Origin of the sequence: Arthrobacter sp. BE255 (genome assembly GCF_031457335.1) — a bacterium.
GTDB lineage: Bacteria > Actinomycetota > Actinomycetes > Actinomycetales > Micrococcaceae > Arthrobacter.
Window position 1 is genome coordinate 28974 of sequence record NZ_JAVDWK010000001.1, and the last position, 23425, is coordinate 52398.

21 protein-coding genes are annotated in these 23425 nt (G+C 67.7%); 13 read left to right on the forward strand and 8 right to left on the reverse strand.

Annotation, left to right across the window (positions count from 1 at the left end):
- The first annotated feature begins 47 nt into the window (after positions 1 to 47).
- The 4 genes from J2X42_RS00125 (at position 48) to J2X42_RS00140 (ending at position 3874) form a co-directional block, all read left to right on the forward strand.
- Positions 48 to 1178 carry an ABC transporter substrate-binding protein gene (locus J2X42_RS00125; protein WP_310162112.1) on the forward strand — a complete coding sequence of 377 codons (1131 nt, stop codon included), beginning with the start codon at positions 48 to 50 and terminating at the stop codon, positions 1176 to 1178.
- A 52-nt stretch (positions 1179 to 1230) separates the two neighbouring features.
- Entirely contained in the window at positions 1231 to 1956 is a 726-nt protein-coding gene (locus tag J2X42_RS00130; RefSeq protein WP_131131183.1) for an ABC transporter ATP-binding protein, read from the forward strand.
- Positions 1946 to 2998, forward strand: a complete 1053-nt coding sequence (locus J2X42_RS00135) for an ABC transporter permease (RefSeq protein WP_310160956.1) — start codon at positions 1946 to 1948, stop codon at positions 2996 to 2998. The genes J2X42_RS00130 and J2X42_RS00135 overlap by 11 nt, the downstream gene beginning before the upstream one ends.
- Positions 2999 to 3136: 138 nt before the next feature.
- On the forward strand, positions 3137 to 3874 hold the full coding sequence (locus J2X42_RS00140) for a DNA alkylation repair protein (protein WP_310160958.1): 738 nt from the start codon (positions 3137 to 3139) through the stop codon (positions 3872 to 3874).
- Here the strand turns inward: J2X42_RS00140 and J2X42_RS00145 are convergent.
- Positions 3871 to 4365, reverse strand: a complete 495-nt coding sequence (locus J2X42_RS00145) for a cupin domain-containing protein (RefSeq protein WP_310160960.1) — start codon at positions 4363 to 4365, stop codon at positions 3871 to 3873. The genes J2X42_RS00140 and J2X42_RS00145 overlap by 4 nt on opposite strands.
- A gap of 68 nt (positions 4366 to 4433) precedes the next feature.
- Between J2X42_RS00145 and J2X42_RS00150 the strand changes: the two genes are divergently transcribed.
- From J2X42_RS00150 to J2X42_RS00160, 3 genes are all read left to right on the forward strand, one after another.
- A complete protein-coding gene (locus J2X42_RS00150) occupies positions 4434 to 5051 on the forward strand; it encodes a TetR family transcriptional regulator (protein WP_310160961.1) in 618 nt (205 codons plus the stop codon).
- Between the two features lie 198 nt (positions 5052 to 5249).
- Positions 5250 to 6515 (forward strand): uroporphyrinogen-III C-methyltransferase, encoded by a 1266-nt coding sequence (gene cobA / locus J2X42_RS00155; RefSeq protein WP_310160962.1) that lies wholly within the window; start codon positions 5250 to 5252, stop codon positions 6513 to 6515.
- Between the two features lie 87 nt (positions 6516 to 6602).
- Entirely contained in the window at positions 6603 to 8069 is a 1467-nt protein-coding gene (locus J2X42_RS00160) for an FAD-dependent oxidoreductase (RefSeq protein WP_310160963.1), read from the forward strand.
- 137 nt (positions 8070 to 8206) lie between these two features.
- Here the strand turns inward: J2X42_RS00160 and J2X42_RS00165 are convergent, their stop codons facing one another.
- The gene (locus J2X42_RS00165) at positions 8207 to 9034 is read right to left on the reverse strand and encodes a DUF1206 domain-containing protein (RefSeq protein WP_310160966.1); all 828 of its coding nucleotides are present in this window, start codon (positions 9032 to 9034) and stop codon (positions 8207 to 8209) included.
- A gap of 7 nt (positions 9035 to 9041) precedes the next feature.
- Positions 9042 to 9332 (reverse strand): hypothetical protein, encoded by a 291-nt coding sequence (locus J2X42_RS00170; protein ID WP_310160968.1) that lies wholly within the window; start codon positions 9330 to 9332, stop codon positions 9042 to 9044.
- A 156-nt stretch (positions 9333 to 9488) separates the two neighbouring features.
- Here J2X42_RS00170 and J2X42_RS00175 point away from each other — a divergent pair, with 156 nt between their 5' ends.
- On the forward strand, positions 9489 to 10025 hold the full coding sequence (locus tag J2X42_RS00175) for a hypothetical protein (protein WP_310160970.1): 537 nt from the start codon (positions 9489 to 9491) through the stop codon (positions 10023 to 10025).
- Between the two features lie 212 nt (positions 10026 to 10237).
- Here J2X42_RS00175 and J2X42_RS00180 read toward each other — a convergent pair whose 3' ends face one another.
- The 3 genes from J2X42_RS00180 to J2X42_RS00190 all read right to left on the reverse strand — a co-directional run bounded on the left by J2X42_RS00180 (position 10238) and on the right by J2X42_RS00190 (position 13406).
- Entirely contained in the window at positions 10238 to 11368 is a 1131-nt protein-coding gene (locus tag J2X42_RS00180; RefSeq protein WP_310160972.1) for an AI-2E family transporter, read from the reverse strand.
- A 115-nt stretch (positions 11369 to 11483) separates the two neighbouring features.
- Positions 11484 to 12164, reverse strand: coding sequence for a FadR/GntR family transcriptional regulator (locus tag J2X42_RS00185; protein WP_310160974.1), 681 nt, complete (start codon positions 12162 to 12164; stop codon positions 11484 to 11486).
- 6 nt (positions 12165 to 12170) lie between these two features.
- Positions 12171 to 13406 (reverse strand): MFS transporter, encoded by a 1236-nt coding sequence (locus J2X42_RS00190; protein WP_396133994.1) that lies wholly within the window; start codon positions 13404 to 13406, stop codon positions 12171 to 12173.
- 155 nt (positions 13407 to 13561) lie between these two features.
- Between J2X42_RS00190 and J2X42_RS00195 the strand changes: the two genes are divergently transcribed.
- The gene (locus J2X42_RS00195) at positions 13562 to 15142 is read left to right on the forward strand and encodes a CYTH and CHAD domain-containing protein (protein ID WP_310160978.1); all 1581 of its coding nucleotides are present in this window, start codon (positions 13562 to 13564) and stop codon (positions 15140 to 15142) included.
- An 11-nt stretch (positions 15143 to 15153) separates the two neighbouring features.
- Here the strand turns inward: J2X42_RS00195 and J2X42_RS00200 are convergent, their stop codons facing one another.
- Entirely contained in the window at positions 15154 to 16590 is a 1437-nt protein-coding gene (locus J2X42_RS00200; RefSeq protein WP_310160979.1) for a PucR family transcriptional regulator ligand-binding domain-containing protein, read from the reverse strand.
- Positions 16591 to 16747: 157 nt separating this feature from the next.
- On the opposite strand from J2X42_RS00200, the gene J2X42_RS00205 reads away from it, so the two are divergent.
- Positions 16748 to 18178, forward strand: coding sequence for a gamma-aminobutyraldehyde dehydrogenase (locus tag J2X42_RS00205; protein WP_310160982.1), 1431 nt, complete (start codon positions 16748 to 16750; stop codon positions 18176 to 18178).
- A gap of 53 nt (positions 18179 to 18231) precedes the next feature.
- The gene (gabT, locus tag J2X42_RS00210) at positions 18232 to 19602 is read left to right on the forward strand and encodes a 4-aminobutyrate--2-oxoglutarate transaminase (protein WP_310160985.1); all 1371 of its coding nucleotides are present in this window, start codon (positions 18232 to 18234) and stop codon (positions 19600 to 19602) included.
- Positions 19603 to 19741: 139 nt separating this feature from the next.
- Here gabT and rarD read toward each other — a convergent pair whose 3' ends face one another.
- Positions 19742 to 20716 carry an EamA family transporter RarD gene (rarD, locus tag J2X42_RS00215; protein ID WP_310160986.1) on the reverse strand — a complete coding sequence of 325 codons (975 nt, stop codon included), beginning with the start codon at positions 20714 to 20716 and terminating at the stop codon, positions 19742 to 19744.
- Positions 20717 to 20854: 138 nt separating this feature from the next.
- Between rarD and J2X42_RS00220 the strand changes: the two genes are divergently transcribed.
- Complete coding sequence (locus J2X42_RS00220) at positions 20855 to 21853, forward strand: DNA topoisomerase IB (protein ID WP_310160989.1); 999 nt, start codon at positions 20855 to 20857, stop codon at positions 21851 to 21853.
- A gap of 128 nt (positions 21854 to 21981) precedes the next feature.
- Positions 21982 to 23424: an FAD-dependent oxidoreductase gene (locus tag J2X42_RS00225; RefSeq protein WP_310160991.1), complete on the forward strand. Its 1443-nt coding sequence runs from the start codon at positions 21982 to 21984 to the stop codon at positions 23422 to 23424.
- Position 23425 lies beyond the last annotated feature (1 nt).

Consider the following 23425-nt stretch of genomic DNA (forward strand, 5'->3'; position numbering starts at 1 on the left):
TAATCGGCACTCCCTATGGTGAAACAATGACTAGTTCCAAGCCCGGGATGACCCGGATCGTGGCCGGTGAAAGCGCGGTGCCCAAGCACAAGCGTGCCGTCGAGGCTGCGCTTGCCATCGGGCTGGTCCTGCTGATCGCCGTGGGCGCCGTGGTGGCGTCCAGCGTTTCGCGTAACACGGACGCCCAGGCTGCCACGCCGTCGCCCACTCCCGCTGAAGAACTGAAGCTTGGATACTTCGGCAACATCACCCACGCCGCCGCCCTGGTGGGCATCAACCAGGGCTTCCTCGCCAAGGAACTGGGCAGCACCAAGCTCAGCACCGCAACGTTCAACGCCGGGCCGGCCGCCATCGAGGCCCTCAACGCGGGCGCCATCGATGCCGCCTATATCGGCCCCAACCCGGCCATCAACTCGTTCGTCAAGAGCGGCGGGGAGTCGGTGAGCGTCATCGCAGGCGCCGCGGCCGGTGGCGCCCAGCTCGTGGTCCGGCCGGACATCAACTCCGCCGAGGACCTCAAAGGCAAGACCCTCGCCTCCCCCCAGCTCGGCGGCACCCAGGACGTCGCGCTGCGCGCCTGGCTGGGCTCGCAGGGCTACGACACCAACGTGGACGGCAGCGGCGACGTCGCCATCAACCCCACGGACAACGCCCAGACGCTCAAGCTCTTCCAGGACGGAAAGCTCGACGGCGCGTGGTTGCCGGAGCCGTGGGCCTCGCGTTTGGTGCTCCAGGCCGGAGCCAAGGTCCTGGTGGACGAAAAGGACCTCTGGGACGGTTCAGCGTCCGGCAAGCCGGGGGAGTTCCCCACCACCATCCTGATCGTCAACAAGACCTTCGCTGCCGAACACCCGGACACCGTCAAGGCCCTCCTCCGCGGCCACGCCAAGTCCGTGGCCTGGCTCAATGACACCGCCTCCGCAGAGAAAGCGGCCGTCATCAACGCCGCACTGCAGGAATCCGCCGGCGCAGCCCTCCCGGCCGACGTCATCGACAGGTCCCTGAAGAACATCGTGTTCACCGTGGATCCGCTGGCCGGAACCTACCCCAAGCTGCTCAAAGACGGGGTGGCGGCCGGCACCACCAAACAGGCCGACATCAACGGCCTGTTCGACCTCCGGGCCCTGAACGAGGTCACCGGAAAGTCCATCTCCGCGGCTAACCTCGGCCAGGACTGACCCCGCACACTGCATCACCCAGCAACCGCACCACCAACCTAAGGACGGGACCATGCCAGTCGTACTGGAAAACCTGGGCAAGCGCTTCGGCGACGGCGCCCCGGTGCTGGACGACGTCAACGCCACCATCGCGTCGGGCGAGTTCGTCGCCCTCCTCGGTGCCTCGGGCTGCGGCAAATCCACCCTGCTGAACATCATGGCGGGACTGGAGGCCCCGACGTCGGGCGCCCTGGAAGTGCCCAGCGACGGCGCAGCGTTTATGTTCCAGGACGCCGCCCTGTTCCCCTGGCTCACGGCGCGGGAGAACATCGAGCTGGCGCTGCAGCTGCGCGGCGTGGGCAAGGCCGAGCGCCGCGCCAAAGCCAACGAGCTGCTGGAACTGGTGCACCTCGGCGGAGCCGGGGACAAGCGCCCGCACGAGCTCTCCGGCGGCATGCGGCAGCGTGTTTCGCTGGCCCGGTCCCTGGCCCAGGACCGGCAGCTGCTGCTGATGGACGAGCCGTTCGCGGCCCTGGACGCCATCACCCGCGACCTCCTGCACGATGAGCTGGAACGCATCTGGAAAGAGACCGGGCGGACCATTGTTTTTGTCACCCACAACGTCCGCGAGGCCGTGCGGCTGGGCCAGCGTGTTCTGCTGCTGTCGTCCCGCCCGGGCCGTGTGGTGGAAGAGTGGGCCGTCACCGAGGAACACCGAACCGACGCCGGCCTGGCCGGACAGCTGACCGGGGTCATCACCGCCCGGCTCCGGGAGGAGATTCGCCGCCATGCCAAATAACCCCACACCCCTCGCCGCCTCCGCGCCGGATGCCACGGCCTCCGCGCCCGATGCCGCCCTCGCCCCTTCGCCGGACCGCTTTCGTCCTGCGGACGAAGCGGCCGGCTTCGACAGGCCCGATGCCACTCCCAGGGCGGCATCGGGCGCTCCGTCCGTCCACGCCGCCCTGACCCGGACCTCCACCGGGCACGAGGACCTGCGCCAGCTGGAAGCCGGCCTGGACTCCCTGCAGTCCGACGCCGTCCGCAAGGCCCGCATCGACTGGAGCCGTATCCTGCTGCCGGTGGCCGCCCTGGTTGTCCTGGTCCTGATCTGGCAGTTCTATGTCTCCCTCGGCGTGAAGCGCCGCGACCTGGTGCCCGGCCCGCTCGACGTCCTGGGCCAGGTCGGAGTCCTCTGGGGCGAAGGCAAGCTCCAGGAAGCAGTGTGGACCTCTCTGCAGCGCGGCCTGGTCGGGTTCCTGATCAGCGTCGCCATCGCCACCCCGGTGGGGCTGCTGCTGGCCCAGGTCGCTCCGCTGCGCCGTGCCTTCGGGCCGCTGATTTCCGGCCTGCAGGTGCTCCCGTCCGTCGCCTGGGTTCCCGCAGCGATCATCTGGTTCGGCCTCACCGACGCCACCGTCTACTTTGTGGTGTTCATGGGTGCCATCCCGTCCATCATCAACGGGCTGATCTCCGGCGTGGACCAGATCCCGCCGCAGTACCGCCGCGTGGGCACCGTCCTGGGCGCGAACCGGTTGCAGATGGCTGTCCAGATCATCCTTCCCGCGGCCCTTCCCGGCTACCTCGGCGGGCTGAAGCAGGGCTGGGCCTTCTCGTGGCGCTCCCTGATGGCGGCGGAAATCATCGCCGTGGGCGGCACCATCGGCTTCGGCCTCGGCTCGCTGCTGGACCAGGGCCGCGTCCTGTCCGACATGACCGTGGTGATGGCGGCCATCCTGCTGATCCTCGGCGTCGGCATCCTGATCGAACTGCTGGTGTTTGCCCCGATCGAGAAGCGCCTCCTCCGCAGCCGCGGCCTCCTCTCCGGCAGCACCCGCTAACCCGCCGAACCAACGCGAGGTCAGATCCAGCCCAATAACCATCGTCTATTGGGCCGGATCTGACCCCGCGTTGGCTTAAGGCGCGACTTCAATGCCGCGACCGCCGGACCGTGGCACTGCGTCTGGCAGACTGGCGCCATGGCCTCCGGATCCCCAGCCCATCCCACTGCCGCCGCGTTCTTGGCCCGGCTGCAGGAATTGCAGTCCGACGCCGAACAGCTGAAGTACCAGCGCTACTTCAAGACAGGCCCGGGTGACTACGCCGAAGGCGACTTCTTCCTGGGCGTCCGGATGGGGCAGGTCTTCGATCTCGGCAAGGAATTCGTGGCCATGGAGCTCCCGCAGATCGAGGCACTCCTTGAGCAGGACCTCCATGAGGCGCGGGCCGGAGCCGTCAAAATCATGGCACTCCAGTCGTCCGGCAGGAAGGCCAGCGAAGACGTGCGCCGGGATCTCTACGGGCTGTATCTGCGCCGCCATGACCGGATCAACAACTGGGACCTTGTGGACCTGGGTGCCGGACGGGTTGTGGGCGGGTGGCTCGTCGACAAGCCCCGCGACGTCCTGTACACAATGGCGCGCTCAGCCAACCTGTGGGAGCGGCGCACGGCCATCGTGGCCACGTCGTGGTTCCTGCGGACCGGTGACGTAACGGACACGTTCGCCATTGCCGAGCTGCTCCTCGACGACAAGGAGGACCTGATCCACAAGGCCACCGGCGGATGGCTCCGCGACGCCGGCCGCAGCGACCGGCCCCGGCTGCTGGAGTTCCTTGACGCGCACGCGGCCACGATGCCGCGGACGGCCTTGCGCTACGCGATCGAGCACCTGGACAAGCCGGACCGGGACCACTACCTGCGGCTGAAGAACGCCTAGTCTTCCGTAAAAGGCGGCGGCCCCAGGAGCTCGATGCCGCCATTGAGCCGGCCGGATTCCCGGATGCGGCCGAAATCAACAACTCCCGAAGCTTCACCGGCCGCGAGCGGTTCGCTGGCGCCGAAGTAGAACGCCTGGGCGCCGCCGGGGGTGTGCAGGCACAGGACGCGGGTGCCCTCCTGCATGACCTTGAACGCGTGCGGAACGCCTCTCGGTGCGATGGTCACCCCGCCGGCCGCCACCCGGTGCTCGGTGCCGTCCATGTTCATCAGGATCTCGCCGGACAGGATGTACATGGTTTCGTCGGAGTCCGGGTGGGTGTGCAGCGGAGTGACCTTGTTGCGTTCCATCTCATCTTCGAACAGGAGGAATGCACCGCCGGTGTCCTCCTCCGTGGCCTTCCAGGTCTGCACGCCTCCGCCGAAGAACCAGCGCCTGGCCCCTTCGCCGGGCTGCCGGACAATTGCGGATGCTGAATTCTTTGTCTCCATGGTGGCCGCCTCGACGCTGGGGTTATGGGACTCGCGTCCCATAACAAGACTGGAGTACCATGAAGTCCATGTCAAGACCCTACGCAGACGTCGGCCGCACGGGCCAGAAACGCCGCACCCTTGATGCCCTGGTCGCAGCGGCGCGGCAGCTTGTTGCCGACGGCGCCACGCCTACCGTGGACGAGGCCGCGCTCGTCGCCGGCGTCGCCCGCAGCACGGCCTACCGGTACTTCCCGGGGCAGCGTGAACTGCTCGCCGCCGCCCACCCGGAAACTGCCAGGACGTCGATGCTCCCGGAAAATCCGCCGGCCGACGTCGCCGAGCGCCTGGACGCCGTCGTCGTCGAGTTCACGCGGATGATCCTCGAAACGGAGGCGCAGCAGCGGACCATGCTGAGGCTGTCCCTTGAACAAAGCGCTGAGGAGCAAAAAGGCCTGCCCCTGCGGCAGGGCCGGGCGATCGCCTGGATCACTGAAGCGCTCTCCCCGCTTCGGGAAACCATGGCGGAAAAGGATATTCACCGGCTGGTCCTGGCGATCCGCAGTGCCACCGGCATCGAGTCCCTGGTCTGGCTGACCGACGTCGGCGGCCTGGACCGGGAAGACGCTGTTGCCTCCCAGCGGTGGACGGCGGCCGCCCTGCTCAACCAGGCCCTCTCGCGCGGGTTGCCGGGCGCTGCGCACTAGCTTCGCCAACAGCCGTCGTGGGGCACTTCGACACGGACACGCCGCAGATAGAGCCTTCCAAGGACCTCAACGGCGTCAATGTGCCCCACGACGGAGGTACGACGGCGGCCCATCCGTATGTGACGCAGCGTTACCTTACGTGAACTGGTGTTTCCACTGCCGTTGTTGGTGAATGTGACGCGGCCCTACCGTTGATCCATGGCAATTCAGGATATTTACCCCACAGCACTGCGGCTGCTCGCCCGCCCCGTGCTGGTGGTGGGCGGCGGACCCGTGGCTGCCCGCCGCGCCAAGGGTCTGCTCGACGCCGGTGCCCGGGTCACCGTCGTGGCTCCCGTTGCCTCCGCCGCGCTCAAGGACCTGGCCGACGCCGGCCTCCTCACCTGGGAGCCGCGCACCTACCGTCCGTCCGACGTCGACGGCGTCTGGTTCGTCCAGACCGCCACCGGCGATCCCGCCGTGGACACCCAGGTATCAAAAGACGCTGAGGCGCAGCGCGTCTGGTGCGTCAACGCCTCAGACCACGAAGCCTCAGCCGCGTGGACCCCCGCCGTCGCCGTGGTGGACGACGTGCAGATCGCCGTGAACGCCGGGGGAGACCCGCGCCGCGCCATGGCCCTGCGCAACGCCGTCGCCACGGCCCTGGAAACGGGCGACCTGCCGCTGCGCCGCCGTCGTGCATCTGCGGGCTCCGTGGCCCTCGTGGGCGGCGGACCCGGCGACACCGGCCTCATCACCGTCCGCGGCCGCCGGCTCCTGGGCCAGGCCGACGTCGTAGTGGCTGACCGCCTCGGCCCGCGTGAACTGCTCAACGAACTCGCCCCCGACGTCCGCGTCATCGAGGTAGGCAAGACCCCCGGCCACCATCCCGTGCCGCAGGCCGAGATCAACCGGATCCTCGTCGAAGAAGCCCTCGCCGGACACCGCGTGGTCCGGCTCAAGGGCGGCGACCCCTACGTCCTGGGCCGCGGCGGCGAGGAAGCCGAATACTGCCGGCAGCACGGCGTCGAGGTTGAAGTGGTCTCCGGCGTCACGTCCGCGATCTCCGTTCCCGCCGCCGCCGGCATCCCCGTGACGCACCGAGGCCTGGCCAAGGGCTTCAGCGTGGTCACCGGCCATGAGGAACTCTCCGAGGTTCCGGCCCGCCCGGACCACACCGTCGTCCTGCTGATGGGTGTCGCCGCGCTGCGCGATTCAGCATCCGCCTTAGCCAAAGCCGGTTTGCCTCTGGACACTCCGGTTGGCATCGTTGAGAACGGCTATCTGCCGAATCAGCGCGTGACTATCGGCACGCTCGGTTCCATCGCCGACCAGGCGGAAGCCGCCGGCGTCGCAAATCCCGCCGTGATTGTGATCGGTGACGTGGTTCGCGTGAGCCCCTTCGCGCCGTCGCACTTCAAGACCGCCGACTACAGCACCACCAGCCCGAACAAGCCCCGTACCACCCGAGTTCTAACCCCCTGAAACCCATCGATTGCTCCGCAACCGCCCTTATGAGGCCTCACAAGGGCCATTACGGAGCAACCGATGCAGAAGAAAAGGAACACAGCCGTGTCAACCAGCACCACCGTAGGATCTGCCGAGCGTCCGCTGCGCGTTGCCGTTGTGGGCTCCGGCCCGGCCGGCGTCTACGCCGCGGACATCCTCACCAAGAGCGAAGCCGTCAAGAGCGGCGAGCTGACCGTGAGCATCGACCTCTTTGACCGCTACCCGGCACCCTACGGCCTGATCCGCTACGGCGTTGCCCCGGACCACCCCCGCATCAAGGGCATCGTCAACGCCCTGCACAAGGTCCTGGACCGCGGCGACATCCGCTTCTTCGGCAACGTGGACTATGGCACGGACCTCTCCATCGAGGACCTCCGCACCCACTACGACGCCGTCATCTTCGCCACCGGCGCCATCAAGGACGCGGACCTCAACATCCCCGGCATCGAGCTGGACGGCTCCTACGGCGGCGCGGACTTCGTCTCCTGGTACGACGGCCACCCCGACGTTTCCCGCGAATGGCCGCTGGACGCCAAGGAAATCGCCGTGATCGGCAACGGCAACGTGGCGCTGGACGTGGCCCGCGTTCTGTCCAAGCACGCCGATGACCTGCTGGTCTCCGAAATTCCGGACAACGTTTACGCCGGGCTGAAGGACTCGCCCGTCACGGACGTGCACGTCTTCGGCCGCCGCGGCCCCGCCCAGGTTAAGTTCACTCCGCTGGAGCTCCGCGAGCTGTCCCACTCCAAGGACGTGGACATCATCCTCTACGCCGAGGACTTCGAGTTCGACGAGGAATCGGACCGCCTGATCCAGAGCAACAACCAGGTCAAGACCATGGTGGGCACGCTTACCAACTGGATCGCCGAGCAGCCTGAGGACCTTTCCGAGCTGACCGCTTCCCGCCGCCTGCACCTGCACTTCCTGCACAGCCCGGTGGAAATCTTCGACGACGCCGAGACGCCCGGCAAGGTTGCGGGCATGAAGTTCGAGCGCACCGAGCTGGACGGCACGGGCAACGCCCGCGGCACCGGCGAGTTCGTGGACTACCCGGTCCAGGCCGTGTACCGCGCCATCGGCTACTTCGGCTCGGCGCTGCCGGAGATCGAGTTCGACCACAAGAAGGGCGTCGTCCCGAACGACGGCGGACGCGTCCTGGATGCCGCCGGCACCCACGTGCCCGGCATCTACGCCACAGGCTGGATCAAGCGCGGACCGGTCGGCCTCATCGGCCACACCAAGGGCGATGCCCTGGAGACCGTGACGTACCTGCTCGAAGACCGCGAAAACCTGCCGGTTGCCGCCGTTCCCGAGGCGGACGCCGTCGTCGAACTCCTTGACGCCCGCGGCGTGAAGTTCACCAGCTGGGAGGGCTGGCTTGCGCTGGACGCCCACGAGCTTGCGCTGGGTGCTGCGGCCACCGAGGCCGGCGGATCCCACGGCGTGGAGGTCAAGCGTGAGCGCATCAAGGTGGTGCCGCGCGAGGACATGGTTGCCATCTCCCGCGACGGCGTAGCCGCGAACGTCTAACCCCCCGACAACCAACGCGGGGTCACTTCCGGCCCAATAATCAGGATTTATTGGGCCGGAAGTGACCCCGCGTTGCTTTTAACTCCCAGCACCCGCCGGTCGTGATCACCAGCGGACAGGACCTTTTTCCTTCGCGGTTACATCCGGCCAAACCGCGCCCGGACCAGCGCGAACAAGCCGTAGCAGATGAAGCCCGCCCCGATAGCGACAAGCAGGTAGGGGCCGAACGGGTGGTCGCGGAGCGCCTTCAGGCTTCCGTCCAGCCCGGTGGACTCCTCCGGACTCTGCTTCCCGGCGGCAACGACGAAGAGCAGCCCCGCCAGGTTCAGCGCGACTCCCTTGGCCACGTGCCCGGTGACGCCCAAAGCGTCGATGAGTTTGCCACGCCGCCTGCCGTCGAACCGGAACAGCTCCTCCTTGAACCCTCGCCGCAGCCCCTTCACCACAAAGTAGACGCCGACACCCATGGTGGTCAGGCCCACCGCCACCAGCAAAGGCAGGCCAAACGGGGCGTTCAGCAGCGCGGTGCTGAAGTCCCGGGTGGTGTCTCCCGAGTCCCCGCGCATGCCCACGGCGAACCCGGCGAAGCTGAGCCCCACGCTGCCGTAAGCCACGGCCAGGCATCCCGACGAGATGAGCTTCCCGAGCCGCTTCCCGGCGGGAAGGCGCCGTGCCCGCAGCGTCGCTTCACTGAGCTGCCATAACGCAAGGCCGGTGCAGGCAACCACGCAGGCCCACAGCACGGCCGGCCCCCACGGGTTCGCGGCCAGCTGCTCGATTGCGCCGGTGGGTTCGGCCTGCCCCGGCTGGCCGAAGGCCAGGGCAATGGCAATCGCGCCGACAATAATATGGAGCAGGGCCATCACGGCGAATCCCGAGCGCGCCACAACATCCAGCGCCTTGGTGTCCGACGCTTCCTCGACCGCATCCGCCGCCTCGCTGATGCCGGATTCCCCGTCCGCCATGAGAGTGCTACCCGTTCATGGGCCCCTCGGCGTGCAGCTTCGCGGCCCCGGGGCCTTCCACGTGCACCGTGCAGCGGACCACGAGCTTGCCGGGGGCATGATCGAGCTCCACCAGGCTGTCGTTGGCACTGAGTGCGGTGAAGACTTCCGAGCCCGCGACCACCGTCACGCCCTTGGCCTTCGCTGTGGCTGTCGCGTTCTCCAGCGCTTCCTTCTCGAGGCCTGTCATGTACGCGGCGTCGTCCCCACGGGCGGGGTCGCCGAATGCCCAGCCGAACAAAGTCCCTGTGTCTTCCATGGCGACGATATTACGCGTAAGCGTGCTTCAAGTCAGGGTTTCGTAACATTAGTAAGTGTGCTTACCATAGCTACTCCATGAAATTCATGGAACACGGCCAGTGAAGACCGCACAAGCGGCAGTTTCGGAACCAGTTCGACGTTAGGAAACCACATCATGGCAGGAAATCTTGTTGCCCGGTCCGTTCACGATCTGAGCGCCGCGGCATGGTTCGGTGGTTCGCTGATGGGAGCGATCGGGCTGAACGGGGCGGCCGCGCAGGCCAAGGACCCGGCGGAGCGCACCCGGCTGTCCAGCGCCGGCTGGATGAAGTGGGCGCCGGTCCAGACGGCGGCGTTCGCCTCGCACCTGGTGGCTGACCTCGCCATCGCCTTGGAGAACAAAGGGCGCATCGCAACGCAGGACGGCGTGGCCAGGGACACCGTGATCAAGGCGGCGGTGACGCTGGCGGGTGCTGGCGTGACGCTGTACGCCGGCATCCTCGGCAAGAAGGTGGAGAAGCTCGCCGACGAGGGTGCACGCGGTGCGACCGAGCCCCAGCCGGCGGCGTCTGACGAGCTGAAGTCGGCGCAGCAGCAGCTCAAGATCCTGCAGTGGGCCATCCCGGCCTTCGCGGCGGCGGTAGTTGTCCTCGGTGCCAAGCACGGCGAGATGCAGCGGCCGAAGAACGTCTTCGCCGGCCTCCGCTCCTAACCAGCCACAAAGACGGCGCGAACGTACAGTTGGGGCCCTCACCAAAAGGCCCCAACTGTACGTTCGCGCTGGTGGAAGTTCGACGGCGGCCGGGCACCCACGTGCCGGGCCGCCGTCGTACGTTGTGTGCGACGCGCATATTCCCTGGCGCAACGGATATATCCCGTGCGCCAGGGAATATGCGCGTCGATTTTGAAGATCCGGCTCGAGACCTAGGCGGGCTCGGTGTTGGCCGGCGGAAGGTCCGGGTTCATGTCCTCGAGGTTCGGATCCTCCGCGGTCCATACCTGGATGATGGCCCAGGCGACGGCGGCCAGCGGGACGGAGAGCACGGCGCCCACGATGCCGGCCAGGATGGTCCCGGCGGTCAGTGCCATCAGGATCACCAGGGCGTGCAGCTGCAGCGACTTGCCCATGACGATTGGCTGCAGCAGGTCGCCTTCGAGCTGGTTGACGGCGATCACCACGGCCACCACGATCAGGGCCACCACCGGGCCGTTGGCTACGAGTGCCACCAGCGCGGCGAGGATGCCGGCGACGGTGGCACCCACCAGCGGGATGAAGGCGGTCATAAAAACGATGATGGCCAGCGGGAAGGCCAGCGGAACCTGCAGGATCAGGAGCGCCGCGCCGATCGCCACGGCATCCACCAGGGCCACGATGGCGGTGCCGCGGACGTAGCCGCCCAGCACTTCGAGCGTGCGGCTGCCAACGCGGCGGAGCTTGGCCTCGCGCTGCCCCGTGAACGGCCGGAGGAAGAAGTTCCAGATCTTGGCGCCGTCCTTGAGGAAGAAGAACAGGATGACCACCATCAAGATGGTCCCGGTGATGAACTCGGTCACCACGGACAGGCCGGTGATGGCCCCCGAGCGGACCTGGCTGCTGGTGGCGAACTGGATGATCCCCTCCCGGGCCTGGTCCAGTTGCCCCTGGTCGATGGGCACGGGGCCGTTACGCAGGAACTGCTCCAGCTCATCCAGCCCTTGAGTGGCCTGCTGCGCCAGGTCGCCCCACTGGCTCCGGACGGAGAAGTAAATCACCGTTGATACGCCGCCCAGTACGAGCAGGAGGGCCACAAACGCGATGCCCGTGGCCGCGGCGCCGGGCATCCCGCGGCGGCGGAGCATGTTCACGAACGGTCCGATGGCGGCGGCAAGGATCAGTGCGATCAGCACCGGAATGACCAGCAGCTTGATCTGCATCAACGCGTAAACCGAGGCGACGGCCACGGCCAGGATCAGCAGGACCTGGGCGGAACGGATGCCCGCCCTGCCCAGTCCGTCAGCCCACAGGGCCGCGGCCGGCTTTCGTTGGGTCGCGGGCGGGCGTGTTACTCGCGCCATATGTACTCCTTCATCGGCGGGCGCCCGGAGTACCGGCGGCACCCGGGGCATGACGACATACGTCAGATAGTAAGCCTACTGACCGATTGGAGTGCGGCGAAACCCCGCAATACGGCTACGCGCCCAGCCACTCCGCGCAGGAGTTCAGGTTCCGGTTGACACTGGCCACGGCGGCGTCGCCGTCGCGCGCCTCGATGGCATCCACGAGGGTGTCGTGGCCCTCGTGGGGGAGGCCGTCAAAGCCGGCGCGGCGCTGCTGCTTCAGGAGGTCATCGTGGAAGACGTCGCCGAAGCTGACGTACAGCTCGTGCAGCAGCGGGTTCCGGGATGCCTGGGCCACGCGCTCGTGGAAACCCCAGTCGGCGCGGGCCCACGCCGCGTAGTCGGCCGCATGCCAGGCCTCATCGCGCTCGGCGAGCAGGGCACGCAGGGCCGTGACGTCGTCGTCCGTTGCGTGCCGGGCGGCGAGGCGGGCGGCCTGGGTGTCCAGCCCCACCCGGACCTCCAGGATGTGCTCCCCGGTGTGGTCCTGGTACATGCGCCGCGCAGCGCCGGACATCTCGCTGGTGGCCCGGACGTAGGTGCCGTCCCCGCGGCGGACCTCCAGCATGCCGCTGTGGGCCAGGGCCTTGACCGCCTCACGGAGCGTGCCGCGGGAGACGCCGAGCTTGGCCATCAGCTCGGGCTCGGACGGAATCCGCTGCTGCAGCGGCCACTCGCCCGAATGGATCATGGCCCGCAGCTTGGCGGTGATTTCGTCAGCCAGGGGCTGGCGGTGCGAGGTGCTCAGGGTCATCGTGGCCTACTTCTTCTTGGCGGCCGGGCGGCCGGTCATTGACGGGCGGCCGCTGATCAGGTGCGCAACAACGATCTGGACCAGGGCGAGGCCCAGCAGGATGGCGAGCGGGAGTGTCCAGCCGCCGGTGGCGCTGTGCAGCAGGCCGGTGCCGAACGGCCCGGCCGTGGCCAGCAGGTAGCCGGTGGACTGGGCCAGGGTGGACAGGGCCGTGGTCTCCGCGGTGCTCTCGCCGCTGCGGCTGATCATCACCATCACCAGCGGGAAAATGCCCAGGCCGAAGCCCAGCAGGACCGCCGGGACCACCGCCAGCGAAACCGGCAGGAACAGCAGCAGCGCCACACCCGCCGCCATGGTGACGCTGGCCAGGTAGAAGGCCGGGCGCAGCATCCGCGGGCGGGAGCCGATGGCGATCAGCACCATCCCGGCCGGCACGGACACCAGCTGCATCAGCCCGTACATCAGCCCGCTCGCCGAGGCGCTGAGCCCCATGGTGGTCAGCATGTACGGGAACCAGCTCAGCAGCGCGTAGGCGAGCAGGGCCTGCAGGGTGAAGATGGCGGTCAGGAGCAGGCCCTTGCGGGTGCGCAGCAGCGGCCACGGCGAAACGTGCCCGGCCTTGGCGCGGACGCTGTTGCGGTGGGCGTGCAGCGCCACGGGGAGGAAGCCCAGGAACGCGGCCACGGCCATGATCCCGATCGCCCCGACGGCGGCAGAAGGCGAGCCGAGGGCCTGGGCAAGCGGGACCACTGCGACGGCGGTGACGGTGGCTCCGGTGGTCATGGTCACCGTATAGAGCGCGGTCATCAGCGACGTTTTGTGGGCGAAGTGCTCGCGGATGAAGGACGGCATGGCCACGTTGCAGACCGCCAGCCCGGACATCCCCACCACAGTGCCGGCCACCAGCGCGCCCGTGGCCGGGATGCCGCGGAGCATCAGCCCGCCCGCCAGCATCGCCAGCGCCAGGAGGATGGACTTCTCCACGCCCAGCCGGCCGGTGAGCCAGGACGTGCCTGCGCCCGCCACGGCAAAACAGAGGGTGGGAATCGAGGGAATGATCGACGCCACCAGCGGCCCGTAGCCCAGCACCATTTGCAGGTCGTGCAGCAATGCCGACGCCCCGGTGATCCCGGCGCGGAGGTTCAGGCCGATCAGCACCAGTGCAATGACACCCAGCACGACGGCGGTGCGCGGCTTGGGTGGGACGTCCAGGGCAGCTGGGGCTGAGGCGGCGGTGGTCATCATACAAGGTTAGACGTTAGACGTTTGATGTCTATGGTTTTGTGGCCAACCTCTCCCGGCCGTTAACGTCGGGGCCATAGACTCGTGGCCACGGCATGTCCGGACAGCACGGTCCGGATGCGCCGCAGCGAAGTGATGTGGAAGGACGGCGCGCAGTGGTTTCCCAGGGAGTCGAAATCGAAAAGAAGTACGACGTCGGCGAGGCGGCCGAAGTGCCGTCGCTGACCGGTGTGCCGGGAGTGGCGCGGGTGGGGGAGCCGCGGACGGCAACGCTGGATGCCGTGTACTTCGACACCGGCCGGCATACCCTGGCTTCCCGGCGGATGACCCTGCGCCGGCGCACCGGCGACGCTGACGCCGGATGGCACCTGAAACTCCCGGCGGAAGCCGTGCCCGGCGCATCCGACGCGGCCGCCGGGTCAGCACCCCAGCAGCGGCGTGAGCTGCACGAGCCACTGGGCCAGGCCGACGTCGTGCCTGACAGGCTGCTGGCCCATCTGCGTGCCTACCTGCGCGGTGACGACGTGGCGCCGGTGGTCAGGCTGGAGACCCGGCGGACCACCTACCCGTTGTATGCCGAAGACGGCGTACACCTGGCGGACCTTGCGGATGACCGGGTGAGTGCGGACCTGCTCGGAACCGCGGGGGACTCCGGCACGACGCAGCGGTGGCGCGAATGGGAGCTTGAACTCGTCCACGGCAGCCCCGAACTCTTCCCCGCAGCCGACGACGCCCTGGCCGCCGCCGGAGCCAGCCCCGCCGAATTCGCATCCAAACTGGCGCGGGCGCTCGCCGGCGGTCCGGACCCGAGTCCCCATGACCGGGCCGCCCCGGCGGTTGCGGGAGCCGGCAGGAAATCGCCTGCGACCGCCGTCGTCACGGCATACCTCGGTGCGCAGATCCAGGAGATCCTGGCGCGCGATCCGGGCGTCCGCCTGGAGGAACCGGAAGCCGTTCACGAGATGCGCTCGGCCACGCGCCGGGCACGTTCGGTGCTCTCGGCCTACCGGCAGCTGTACAGTGCCGTGGCGGTCCGGCGGCTGTGCGATGAACTCAAATGGCTCGGCCAGATCCTCGGGGAACCGCGTGACGCCGAAGTCATGCTGGACCGGCTCCGCGGCCACATCGACGACCTTGAACCCGGCCCGGCCGCGACCGCCGTGAAGGCCCAGCTGGAGAAGGAACTCGGGGACACCCTGGACGCGGCCTACCGGAAAGTCCAGGGCACCCTGCTGTCCGAGCGGTACTACCGGCTGCTGGACGACCTGGAACGCTTCCGCGACCAGCCCCCCGCCAGGCCGGAGGCGGATGCTCCGGCCCGGAAGGTGGCGGGCAAGCTGGTGGGCAAGGCCGCCAAGCGGCTGCGCCTGTCTCACCGCGCCGCGAAGAATGCGCGGCGGGGCGCTCCGCACGAATCCGCCCTGCACCAGGTCCGCAAGGATGCCAAGAAGGTGCGGCACGTGGCGGAATCGATGGTGCCGGTCCACGGCAAGCGTGCGGTGAAGGCCGCGAAGGCTGCGCACCGGCTGCAGCAGGCACTGGGCGATTTCCACGACGGTGTCATCGCCCGGGACCTGCTGGCGGAGTTCGGCGCCGTCGCGGGTGTGCCCGAACCTATCGCCTCGGCCTACATCACGCTCCAGACCCGGCAAGTACAGCTCGCGGCCGAAGCCGAGGCGAAGTACGTGAAGGCCTGGAAGAAGTCGAAGAAGCGCCTGAAGGCCGGGGTGCTTTAAGCCAGCCTGCCCTACCTGCCCTGCCGGCCACCGAGCCGCGCGACGGCAAGGGCCAGCCACAGCTGCACCCGGTCTGCCGTGACCGAGGGGTCGTAGCCGGTCAGCTCGGTGATCTGCGCCAGGCGGTAGCGGACGGTGTTCCGGTGCAGGGTCAGGGCTTCGGCGACGGCGGCCACGGAACCGTTGTTGCCCAGGTAGCTTTCCAGCGTGGTCATCAGTTCGGCTCCGTGGGCGGAGTCGAAGGCCCGCAGCGGATTGAGGGATTCGTTGGCCATGTCCGCCAGCGGGACATCCTCGCTCGCCAGCAGGAGCGAGGTCAGGCTCAGCCGTTCCGGTTCGTTCACCGGCAGGCCGTGGCTGGCGGCATCGCGGGCCTCGAAGTAGCTCCAGCGCAGGCCATTGGGCTTGGTGTACGCGCCGCCGATGCCGATGGTCGCGTGGATGCCGGCCTCAGCCAGGTGGTCGCTGAGTTTCCGTGCCAGCGCAGGTGCCGTGCCGCCGTCGTCGTTAATCACCACCACCAGGTCCTTCCCGACGACGGCGGCCACCGCGTTCTCCAGCGGCTGCGGCACGGAGGTGCTCACCAGGGCCTTGTGGTGGGCGGCGGATACCGCCAGCAGCACCACGTTCTTGCGGGTGCTGTTCAGGCCCACGCCTGCGAGGCGGCGCTGGGCCTCGCTGGTCTCGAGGGCGCCGTGGATGACGTCCTCCAGCACCTGGCCGCAGAGGGCGCGCTGGGCCTGGCGCTGCTTGACCATGTTGTTCAGCTCCACGCTGATCAGGTTCTGGGCGTAGCCGATGATGCCCGAATCCTCGAACGGCTGGCGGACCCAGAGGGTGCAGGCATCGCGGCGGCCGGTGGGGATCGGGTAGGAGGCCCAGGTGTCCGCGGAGGGGTGGTCCTTGCTGCTGCTGTAGAGCTGCGCCGTGAACTGGGTGAGGGCGATGTCGGTCCGGAGCATTCCTCCCAGGTGCTTCAGCAGTTCCGCCAGGCCGCCGCCGGTCAGGAGCGCCCGGGCCAGGACCTGGTGCCCGGCGATCAGCCGCTCCAGCTTGGAGTAGTGGTCCGCGGACTGGGCGTCCGCCACCAGCTTGCCGATGGCGATGAACGGCGTCTCGTACGGGACTTCCACCATGGGCAGGCCCCAGCGGTTGGCTTCAGCGATCATGGCCGGCGGGACGGCGTCGTGCGAGAGGCCGATGCCGAAGCCGATCCCCACCGCGCCGGCGCGCTGGACCTGGCGGACAAACCGGCGCTGCTCCGGCGCGGACTTCAGGCGCAGCCCGGTGGTGAGCACCAGTTCGCCGCCGTTGATGAACCGCTGCGGATCCTCCAGTTCCGTCACGGCGACCCAGTTGATGTCCTGGTGCCAGGTGGTCTCGGCGAGGCCTGCCTTGGACAGGTTCAGGGAGTTCACGCCAAGGAGTGCAGCGAGGGAAATGGCCATGGTTTAAAGGATAACCGCGCGCTGGGCAACCGCACTAAACATGTTTGTCAAAGGTGTGCAGGTGGCTATTCCCTGGCTAGGGGCGCTGGCATAGGCTCAAAGCAGTCGCATCCATCCGCTTCGCAGCTGATGATCCCTATGAAAGAGGTTGCACACCGTGGTTCAAACCTTGCAGAACTTCATCAACGGTGAGTTCGTCACGCCCGCCGGCACCGGCCTGCTGGACATCGTCAATCCCACCAACGGCGAGGTTGTGGCCCAGTCGCCCATCTCCGTCCAGGCCGACGTTGATGCGGCCATGACAGCCGCCAAGGATGCGTTCAAGACCTGGAAGCACGTCACCCCCGGCCAGCGCCAGCTGATGCTGCTTAAGCTCGCCGACGCCGTCGAGGCCAACAGCGACGAGCTCGTCGAAGCCCAGCACCGCAACACCGGCCAGGTGCGCAGCCTGATCGCGTCCGAGGAAGTTGCCGCCGGCGCCGACCAGCTCCGCTTCTTCGCCGGGGCCGCCCGCATCCTTGAAGGCAAGTCCGCCGGAGAGTACTTCGAGGGCCACACCTCCTACGTACGCCGCGAACCCATCGGCGTCGTCGCCCAGGTTGCGCCCTGGAACTACCCCTTCCTGATGGCCATCTGGAAAATCGGCCCCGCCCTGGCCGCCGGCAACACCGTGGTCCTCAAGCCCTCCGACACCACCCCCGAATCCACCCTGGTGCTGGCCCGCCTGGCAGGGGAAATTTTCCCCGCCGGCGTGCTGAACGTTGTCCTCGGAACCGGCGAAACCGGCGCCATGATGGTGGAGCACAAGGTCCCCGGCCTGGTCTCCATCACCGGCTCGGTCCGGGCCGGCATCGCCGTCGCGTCCGGAGCGGCGAAGGGCCTCAAGCGCGCCCACCTGGAACTCGGCGGCAAGGCCCCGGCCATCGTCTTCAAGGACGCCGACATCAAAAAGAGCGCCGCGGCCATCGCCGAGTTCGCCTTCTTCAACGCCGGCCAGGACTGCACCGCCATCACCCGGGTGCTGGTTGAAGACTCGGTCCACGACGACGTTGTGGCGGCCATGGTGGAGCACACCCGAACGCTGCACACCGGCTCGCAGAACGATGAAGACAACTACTTCGGCCCGCTGAACAACGTGAACCACTTCAACGCCGTGACGTCGGTGGTGGAGCACCTCCCGGAGAACTGCAAGATTGTCACCGGCGGCCACCGCGCCGGCGACAAGGGCTTCTTCTTCGAACCCACCATCGTCACCGGCGCCAAGCAGACGGACGACATCGTGCAGAAGGAAACCTTCGGCCCGGTCATCACGGTGCAGAAGTTCAGCACCGAGGAAGAGGCAGTGGAGCTGGCGAACGACGTCGAATACGCCCTGGCTTCCAGCGTGTGGACCTCCGACCACGGCACGGCCATGCGCCTGAGCCGCGACCTGGACTTCGGTGCCGTGTGGATCAACACCCATATTCTCCTCACCGCCGAAATGCCCCACGGCGGCTTCAAGCAGTCCGGCTACGGCAAGGACCTCTCCATGTACGGCGTCGAGGACTACACGCGCATCAAGCACGTCATGTCCGCACTCGACGCATAACCCGGCCTCCCGACCTTCACGCCTCATCCCCAGCTTTCAAGAAAGGCCCTCCCATGACCACCACCGCAAGTGAACTCACCTTCCGCCTGGAGCAGAAGCGCCGTGTCCAGGCCGACTTCCCGGGCCCCAAGTCCGTGGCCCTGACCGAACGCCGCAAGGCAGTTGTTGCTGCCGGCGTCGCCTCCAGCGTCCCCGTCTACGTGGCGGACGCCGACGGCGGCATCATCCACGACGTCGACGGCAACTCCTTCATCGACCTCGGCTCGGGCATCGCGGTGACCAGCGTCGGCGCGTCCGATCCCGCCGTCGTCGGTGCCGTGAAGGAAGCCGTTGAGCACTTCACCCACACCTGCTTCATGGTCACCCCGTACGAAAGCTACGTGGCCCTCGCCGAGCAGCTCAACCGCCTGACCCCGGGCGACCACGAAAAGCGCACGGTGCTGTTCAACTCCGGCGCCGAGGCAGTGGAGAACGCCGTGAAGGTGGCCCGCCTCGCAACCGGCCGGGACGCCGTCGTCGCCTTTGACCACGCCTACCACGGCCGCACCAACCTGACCATGGCGCTGACCGCAAAGGCCATGCCGTACAAGACCAACTTCGGCCCGTTCGCGCCCGAGGTCTACCGCATGCCCATGAGCTACCCGTACCGCGAGGAGAACCCCTCGATCACCGGTGCCGAGGCCGCCAAGCGCGCCATCACCATGATTGAGAAGCAGATCGGCGGCGACCAGGTTGCCGCGATCATCATCGAGCCCATCCAGGGCGAGGGCGGCTTCATCGTTCCCGCCGAAGGCTTCCTGCCGGCCCTCGCCGACTGGGCCAAGGAAAAGGGCATCGTGTTCATCGCCGACGAGGTCCAGTCCGGTTTCTGCCGTACCGGCGAATGGTTCGCCGTGAACCACGAAGGTGTTGTCCCCGACATCCTGACCATGGCCAAGGGAATCGCCGGCGGCATGCCGCTGTCCGCGATCACCGGCCGCGCGGACCTGCTCGACGCCGTCCACCCGGGCGGCCTCGGCGGCACCTACGGCGGCAACCCGGTTGCGTGCGCTGCCGCGCTGGCTGCCATCGGCTCCATGGAGGAATACAACCTCGCCGGACGCGCCCGCCACATCGAGACCCTGGCCACGGGACGCCTGCGGGAACTCCAGGCTGAGCTGGCCTCCGCCGGGACTGCCGTGATCGGCGACATCCGCGGCCGCGGCGCCATGCTGGCCATCGAACTGGTCCAGTCCGGTTCCAAGGAACCCAACCCGGAGCTGACCAAGGCCGTGGCGGCTGCCTGCCTCAAGGAGGGTGTCATCATCCTGACCTGCGGCACCTACGGCAACGTAATCCGCTTGCTGCCCCCGCTGGTCATCACCGACGAGCTGCTGAACGACGGCCTGGACGTCCTGGCCGCCGCGATCAAGGCCAACGCCTAGGACGCAGCCCCCCACAGAGTTAGCGTCCCCTCGCAACGGCGCGAACGAACACTTGAGGCCCTGGAAACTTCCGTTTCCAGGGCCTCAAGTGTTCGTTCGCGCGTGGGGGTGGGGCCTCAAGTGTTCGTTCGCGCGTGTCTTATGCGGTGCGGGCCCGCTTCCTCGCCACGGAGTTTTTGCGGGCGGTGCGGAGCATGTCCACGGTGAGCACCAGCAGCGCCAGCCACACCACGCCGAAGCCGATCCAGCGGTCCAGCGTCATGGCCTCCCGGAACACCACCAGCGCCACGACGAACTGGAGCACAGGCGCGAAATACTGCAGCAGCCCGATGGTGGTCATCGGCAGCCGGCGTGCCGAGGCCCCGAAGAACAGCAGCGGCACCGCGGTGATCACGCCGGAGGCCAGCAGGAGCCAGAAGTGTCCCGGACCCTCGCTGGCCAGGGTGGCAACGCCAGTCACGCCCAGCCACACCATGGTGGCTGCAGCCACCGGCGCCAGCACCATCGTCTCCACGCTGAGGCTGGTGACGGCGTCGACCTTCGGACCCACGCGCTTCTTCACAAACCCGTACAGGCCAAAGCTCACGGCCAGCGTCAGCGCAATCCACGGGAGTTTGCCGTAGGACACCGTCAGCACGCCCACGGCCACAAAACCGATCCCGACGGCGGCCCACTGGAGCGGACGCAGCCTCTCCTTCAGGACGAACACGCCGAGCAGGACGGACACGAGCGGGTTGATGAAGTAGCCCAGCGAGGCTTCGACGGCCTGCCCTGTGGTCACGCCGTAGGTGTAGGTCAGCCAGTTGATGGCGATGAGGACGGCGGCGATGGCCAGGGTGGCGAAGACCGAACGGTCGCGGAAAGCGCCCGCGAGGGACCGCCACGAGCGGGTGACAGTGATGAGCAGCGTGCAAAAGATCAGCGACCAGACCACCCGGTTGGCCACAATTTCCACCGCTCCGGCCGGCTGCAGTGCAAAGAAGTACAGCGGGAGCAGCCCCCACAGGCCGTAAGCGCCGATGCCGAAGGCGATTCCCGCCGTCGTCTCCTTGTCCACTGCCTTGAGCCCGGGAGCCGGCACACCCGGGCTGGACCGGGTTTGGCGGGCTGGCATCGCGGGGACGCTGGGGGAAGAGACGGATCCGTCGGGAGTAGGCACCTAACCAGTAACACCAGTTGCTGGACAGGTATTCCAGCAACTAGTCAGTATGCTTGCTTTTATGACAAGGATGAACCTGGCGGAGGACGCCGCGTGAGGCTCCGCCGCAGCAACGCCTCCGGCCGCGGCTACCGCCGGGTGGCCGCAGGAACAGGCTTCAGCTACCGGGACCTGGACGGCTCCACGCTGCCGCCCGGCCCCATCCGGGACCGGCTGGAAAGCATCGGCATCCCGCCGGCCTGGACCGATGTGTGGATCGCACCCTTCGACAACGGGCACATCCAGGCAACGGGGCTCGACGCCGTGGGCCGGCGGCAGTACATCTACCACCCCGAATGGCGGGAGCGGAAGGACCGGGTCAAGTTCGACCGTGCCCTGCAGCTGGCGGAGTCACTGCCCACTGCCCGGCGCCTGGTCACCCTGGACCTGCGCAGCGATGGTCACAGCCGCGAACGTGTCCTGGCGGCGGCGTTCAGGATGCTGGACAGCGGATCCCTCCGGGTGGGCTCCGAACGGTACACCAACGAGAACGGCAGCCACGGCCTGGCCACGCTCCTGTGCGCCCACGTCCACGTGCGGAAGGAATGCCTGGAGTTGAAGTTCCCGGCCAAGAGCGGCAAGGACTGGGAATCGGAAATCCACGACGCCGACCTCGCCGCCCTGGTGCGCACGCTCAAGCGGCGCGGCGGGAACGCCCGGCTGCTGGCGTTCAAGGATGGCCGCAGCTGGCACCCGGTCACCAGCGCCGACATCAACAGCTACGTCAAGGAGCGTACGGGCTCGGACTTCACCGCCAAGGACTTCCGCACCCTGCGCGGCACCGTCGCCGCCGCGGTCAGCCTGGCCCGCAGCGGCCCGCAGAAAACCGTTGGCGCCCGGAAGCAGGCCATCAGCGCAGCCATGCAGGACGCGTCCGCCGTGCTGGGGAACACGCCGTCGATCGCGCGCAAGAGCTACGTGGATCCGCGGCTGCTGGACCACTTCGCCGCCGGTGAAACGATTGATCCCAGGCGGGTGGACTCGGCGGAGTCCGAGCTGCGCGCGCTGCTGTACCGCGAAGGGGACATTGTTCCGCTGCGGAAAAGCGGCTGAGTCCTGCGTCACGGGTTACCCCGTCCGGCCCCGCAGACATTTAGAATGGGGCATTGTGCGCTTCCTGCACTGTGCGCGCTGCTGCACTGTGCCTCCGGCGCAATATCCTGCTTCCAGAAGGGCTCCCGGTGTCCAACCCAGGCGAAACCAGCTCCAAACGTCCCCTCCGCGTCGCCATTGTGGGCGCCGGACCGGCGGGGGTCTACGCCGCGGACATCCTCACCAAGTCCAATGAGGTCAAGGGCGGCGACTTTGAAGTCAGCATCGACCTGTTCGAGGCCTACCCCGCGCCGTATGGCCTGATCCGCTACGGCGTGGCCCCGGACCACCCGCGCATCAAGGGCATCGTCAATGCCCTGCACAAGGTCCTGGACCGCGGCGACATCCGGTTCCTGGGCAACGTTACCTACGGCCGGGACCTCACGCTGCACGACTTCCGCGCCTTCTATGACGCCGTGATCTTCTCCACCGGAGCCATTAAGGACGCCCAGCTGGATATCCCCGGCATCGAACTCGAGGGCTCGTTCGGCGGCGCGGACTTCGTCTCCTGGTACGACGGCCACCCCGACGTTCCGCGCGAATGGCCGCTGGACGCCAAAGAAATCGCCGTGATCGGCAACGGCAACGTGGCCCTCGACGTTGCCCGGATGCTGGTCAAGCACGCCGATGAACTGCTCACCACCGAAATCCCGGACAACGTCTACCAGGGCCTGAAAAACTCCCCGGTCACCGACGTCCACGTGTTCGGCCGCCGCGGCCCGGCCCAGGTGAAGTTCACCCCGCTGGAGCTGCGCGAACTGAGCCACATGAAGGACGTGGACATCGTCCTGTACCCCGAGGACTTCGAGTTCGACGAAGCCTCCGACGACGCGATCCGCAGCAACAACCAGATCAAGACCATGGTGAACACCCTCACCAACTGGCTCGTCGAGGAGCACGCCGAAGCGGAAGAGCCCTCCTCCCGCCGCCTGCACCTGCACTTCCTGCACAGCCCCGTGGAGATCTACGAGGACGCCGACAACGGCGGGGCCGGAAAGGTGGCCGGCATCAAGTTCGAGCGCATGCAGCTGGACGGCACCGGCAACGTCAAGGGGACCGGGGAAATGGTGGACTACCCCGTCCAGGCCGTCTACCGCGCCATCGGCTACCACGGCTCGGCGCTGGACGAACTCGAGTACGACGCCAGGCGCGGCGTGGTCCCCAACGAAGGCGGCCGCGTGCTGGACGCCGAAGGCAACCCTGTGCCGGGCATCTACACCACCGGCTGGATCAAGCGCGGCCCTGTCGGCCTGATCGGGCACACCAAGGGCGACGCCCTGGAGACCATCGGCTTCCTGCTCGAGGACCGCCTTACCCTGCCGCCGGCTCAGAATCCGGATCCGCAGGCGATCATCCACCTGCTGGAGGAGCGCGGCATCGAGTACACCACGTGGGAAGGCTGGAACAAGCTCGACGCCCACGAAGCAGCCCTGGGCGCGGCGTGGACAGGCACTGACGGAACCAACGGCGTCGTCCGCGAACGCATCAAGGTGGTTCCGCGCGAGGAAATGATCAGCATCTCCCGCGAGTAGT

What these genes read in the sequence shown, in the direction of transcription:
- J2X42_RS00125 (WP_310162112.1), top strand. Translation starts at nt 48, where the DNA reads ATGACCCGGATCGTGGCCGGTGAAAGCGCGGTGCCCAAGCACAAGCGT.
- J2X42_RS00130 (WP_131131183.1), top strand. Translation starts at nt 1,231, where the DNA reads ATGCCAGTCGTACTGGAAAACCTGGGCAAGCGCTTCGGCGACGGCGCC.
- J2X42_RS00135 (WP_310160956.1), top strand. Translation starts at nt 1,946, where the DNA reads ATGCCAAATAACCCCACACCCCTCGCCGCCTCCGCGCCGGATGCCACG.
- J2X42_RS00140 (WP_310160958.1), top strand. Translation starts at nt 3,137, where the DNA reads ATGGCCTCCGGATCCCCAGCCCATCCCACTGCCGCCGCGTTCTTGGCC.
- J2X42_RS00145 (WP_310160960.1), bottom strand. Translation starts at nt 4,365, where the DNA reads ATGGAGACAAAGAATTCAGCATCCGCAATTGTCCGGCAGCCCGGCGAA.
- J2X42_RS00150 (WP_310160961.1), top strand. Translation starts at nt 4,434, where the DNA reads ATGTCAAGACCCTACGCAGACGTCGGCCGCACGGGCCAGAAACGCCGC.
- cobA (WP_310160962.1), top strand. Translation starts at nt 5,250, where the DNA reads ATGGCAATTCAGGATATTTACCCCACAGCACTGCGGCTGCTCGCCCGC.
- J2X42_RS00165 (WP_310160966.1), bottom strand. Translation starts at nt 9,034, where the DNA reads ATGGCGGACGGGGAATCCGGCATCAGCGAGGCGGCGGATGCGGTCGAG.
- J2X42_RS00170 (WP_310160968.1), bottom strand. Translation starts at nt 9,332, where the DNA reads ATGGAAGACACAGGGACTTTGTTCGGCTGGGCATTCGGCGACCCCGCC.
- J2X42_RS00175 (WP_310160970.1), top strand. Translation starts at nt 9,489, where the DNA reads ATGGCAGGAAATCTTGTTGCCCGGTCCGTTCACGATCTGAGCGCCGCG.
- J2X42_RS00180 (WP_310160972.1), bottom strand. Translation starts at nt 11,368, where the DNA reads ATGGCGCGAGTAACACGCCCGCCCGCGACCCAACGAAAGCCGGCCGCG.
- J2X42_RS00185 (WP_310160974.1), bottom strand. Translation starts at nt 12,164, where the DNA reads ATGACCCTGAGCACCTCGCACCGCCAGCCCCTGGCTGACGAAATCACC.
- J2X42_RS00190 (WP_396133994.1), bottom strand. Translation starts at nt 13,406, where the DNA reads ATGACCACCGCCGCCTCAGCCCCAGCTGCCCTGGACGTCCCACCCAAG.
- J2X42_RS00200 (WP_310160979.1), bottom strand. Translation starts at nt 16,590, where the DNA reads ATGGCCATTTCCCTCGCTGCACTCCTTGGCGTGAACTCCCTGAACCTG.
- gabT (WP_310160985.1), top strand. Translation starts at nt 18,232, where the DNA reads ATGACCACCACCGCAAGTGAACTCACCTTCCGCCTGGAGCAGAAGCGC.
- rarD (WP_310160986.1), bottom strand. Translation starts at nt 20,716, where the DNA reads ATGCCAGCCCGCCAAACCCGGTCCAGCCCGGGTGTGCCGGCTCCCGGG.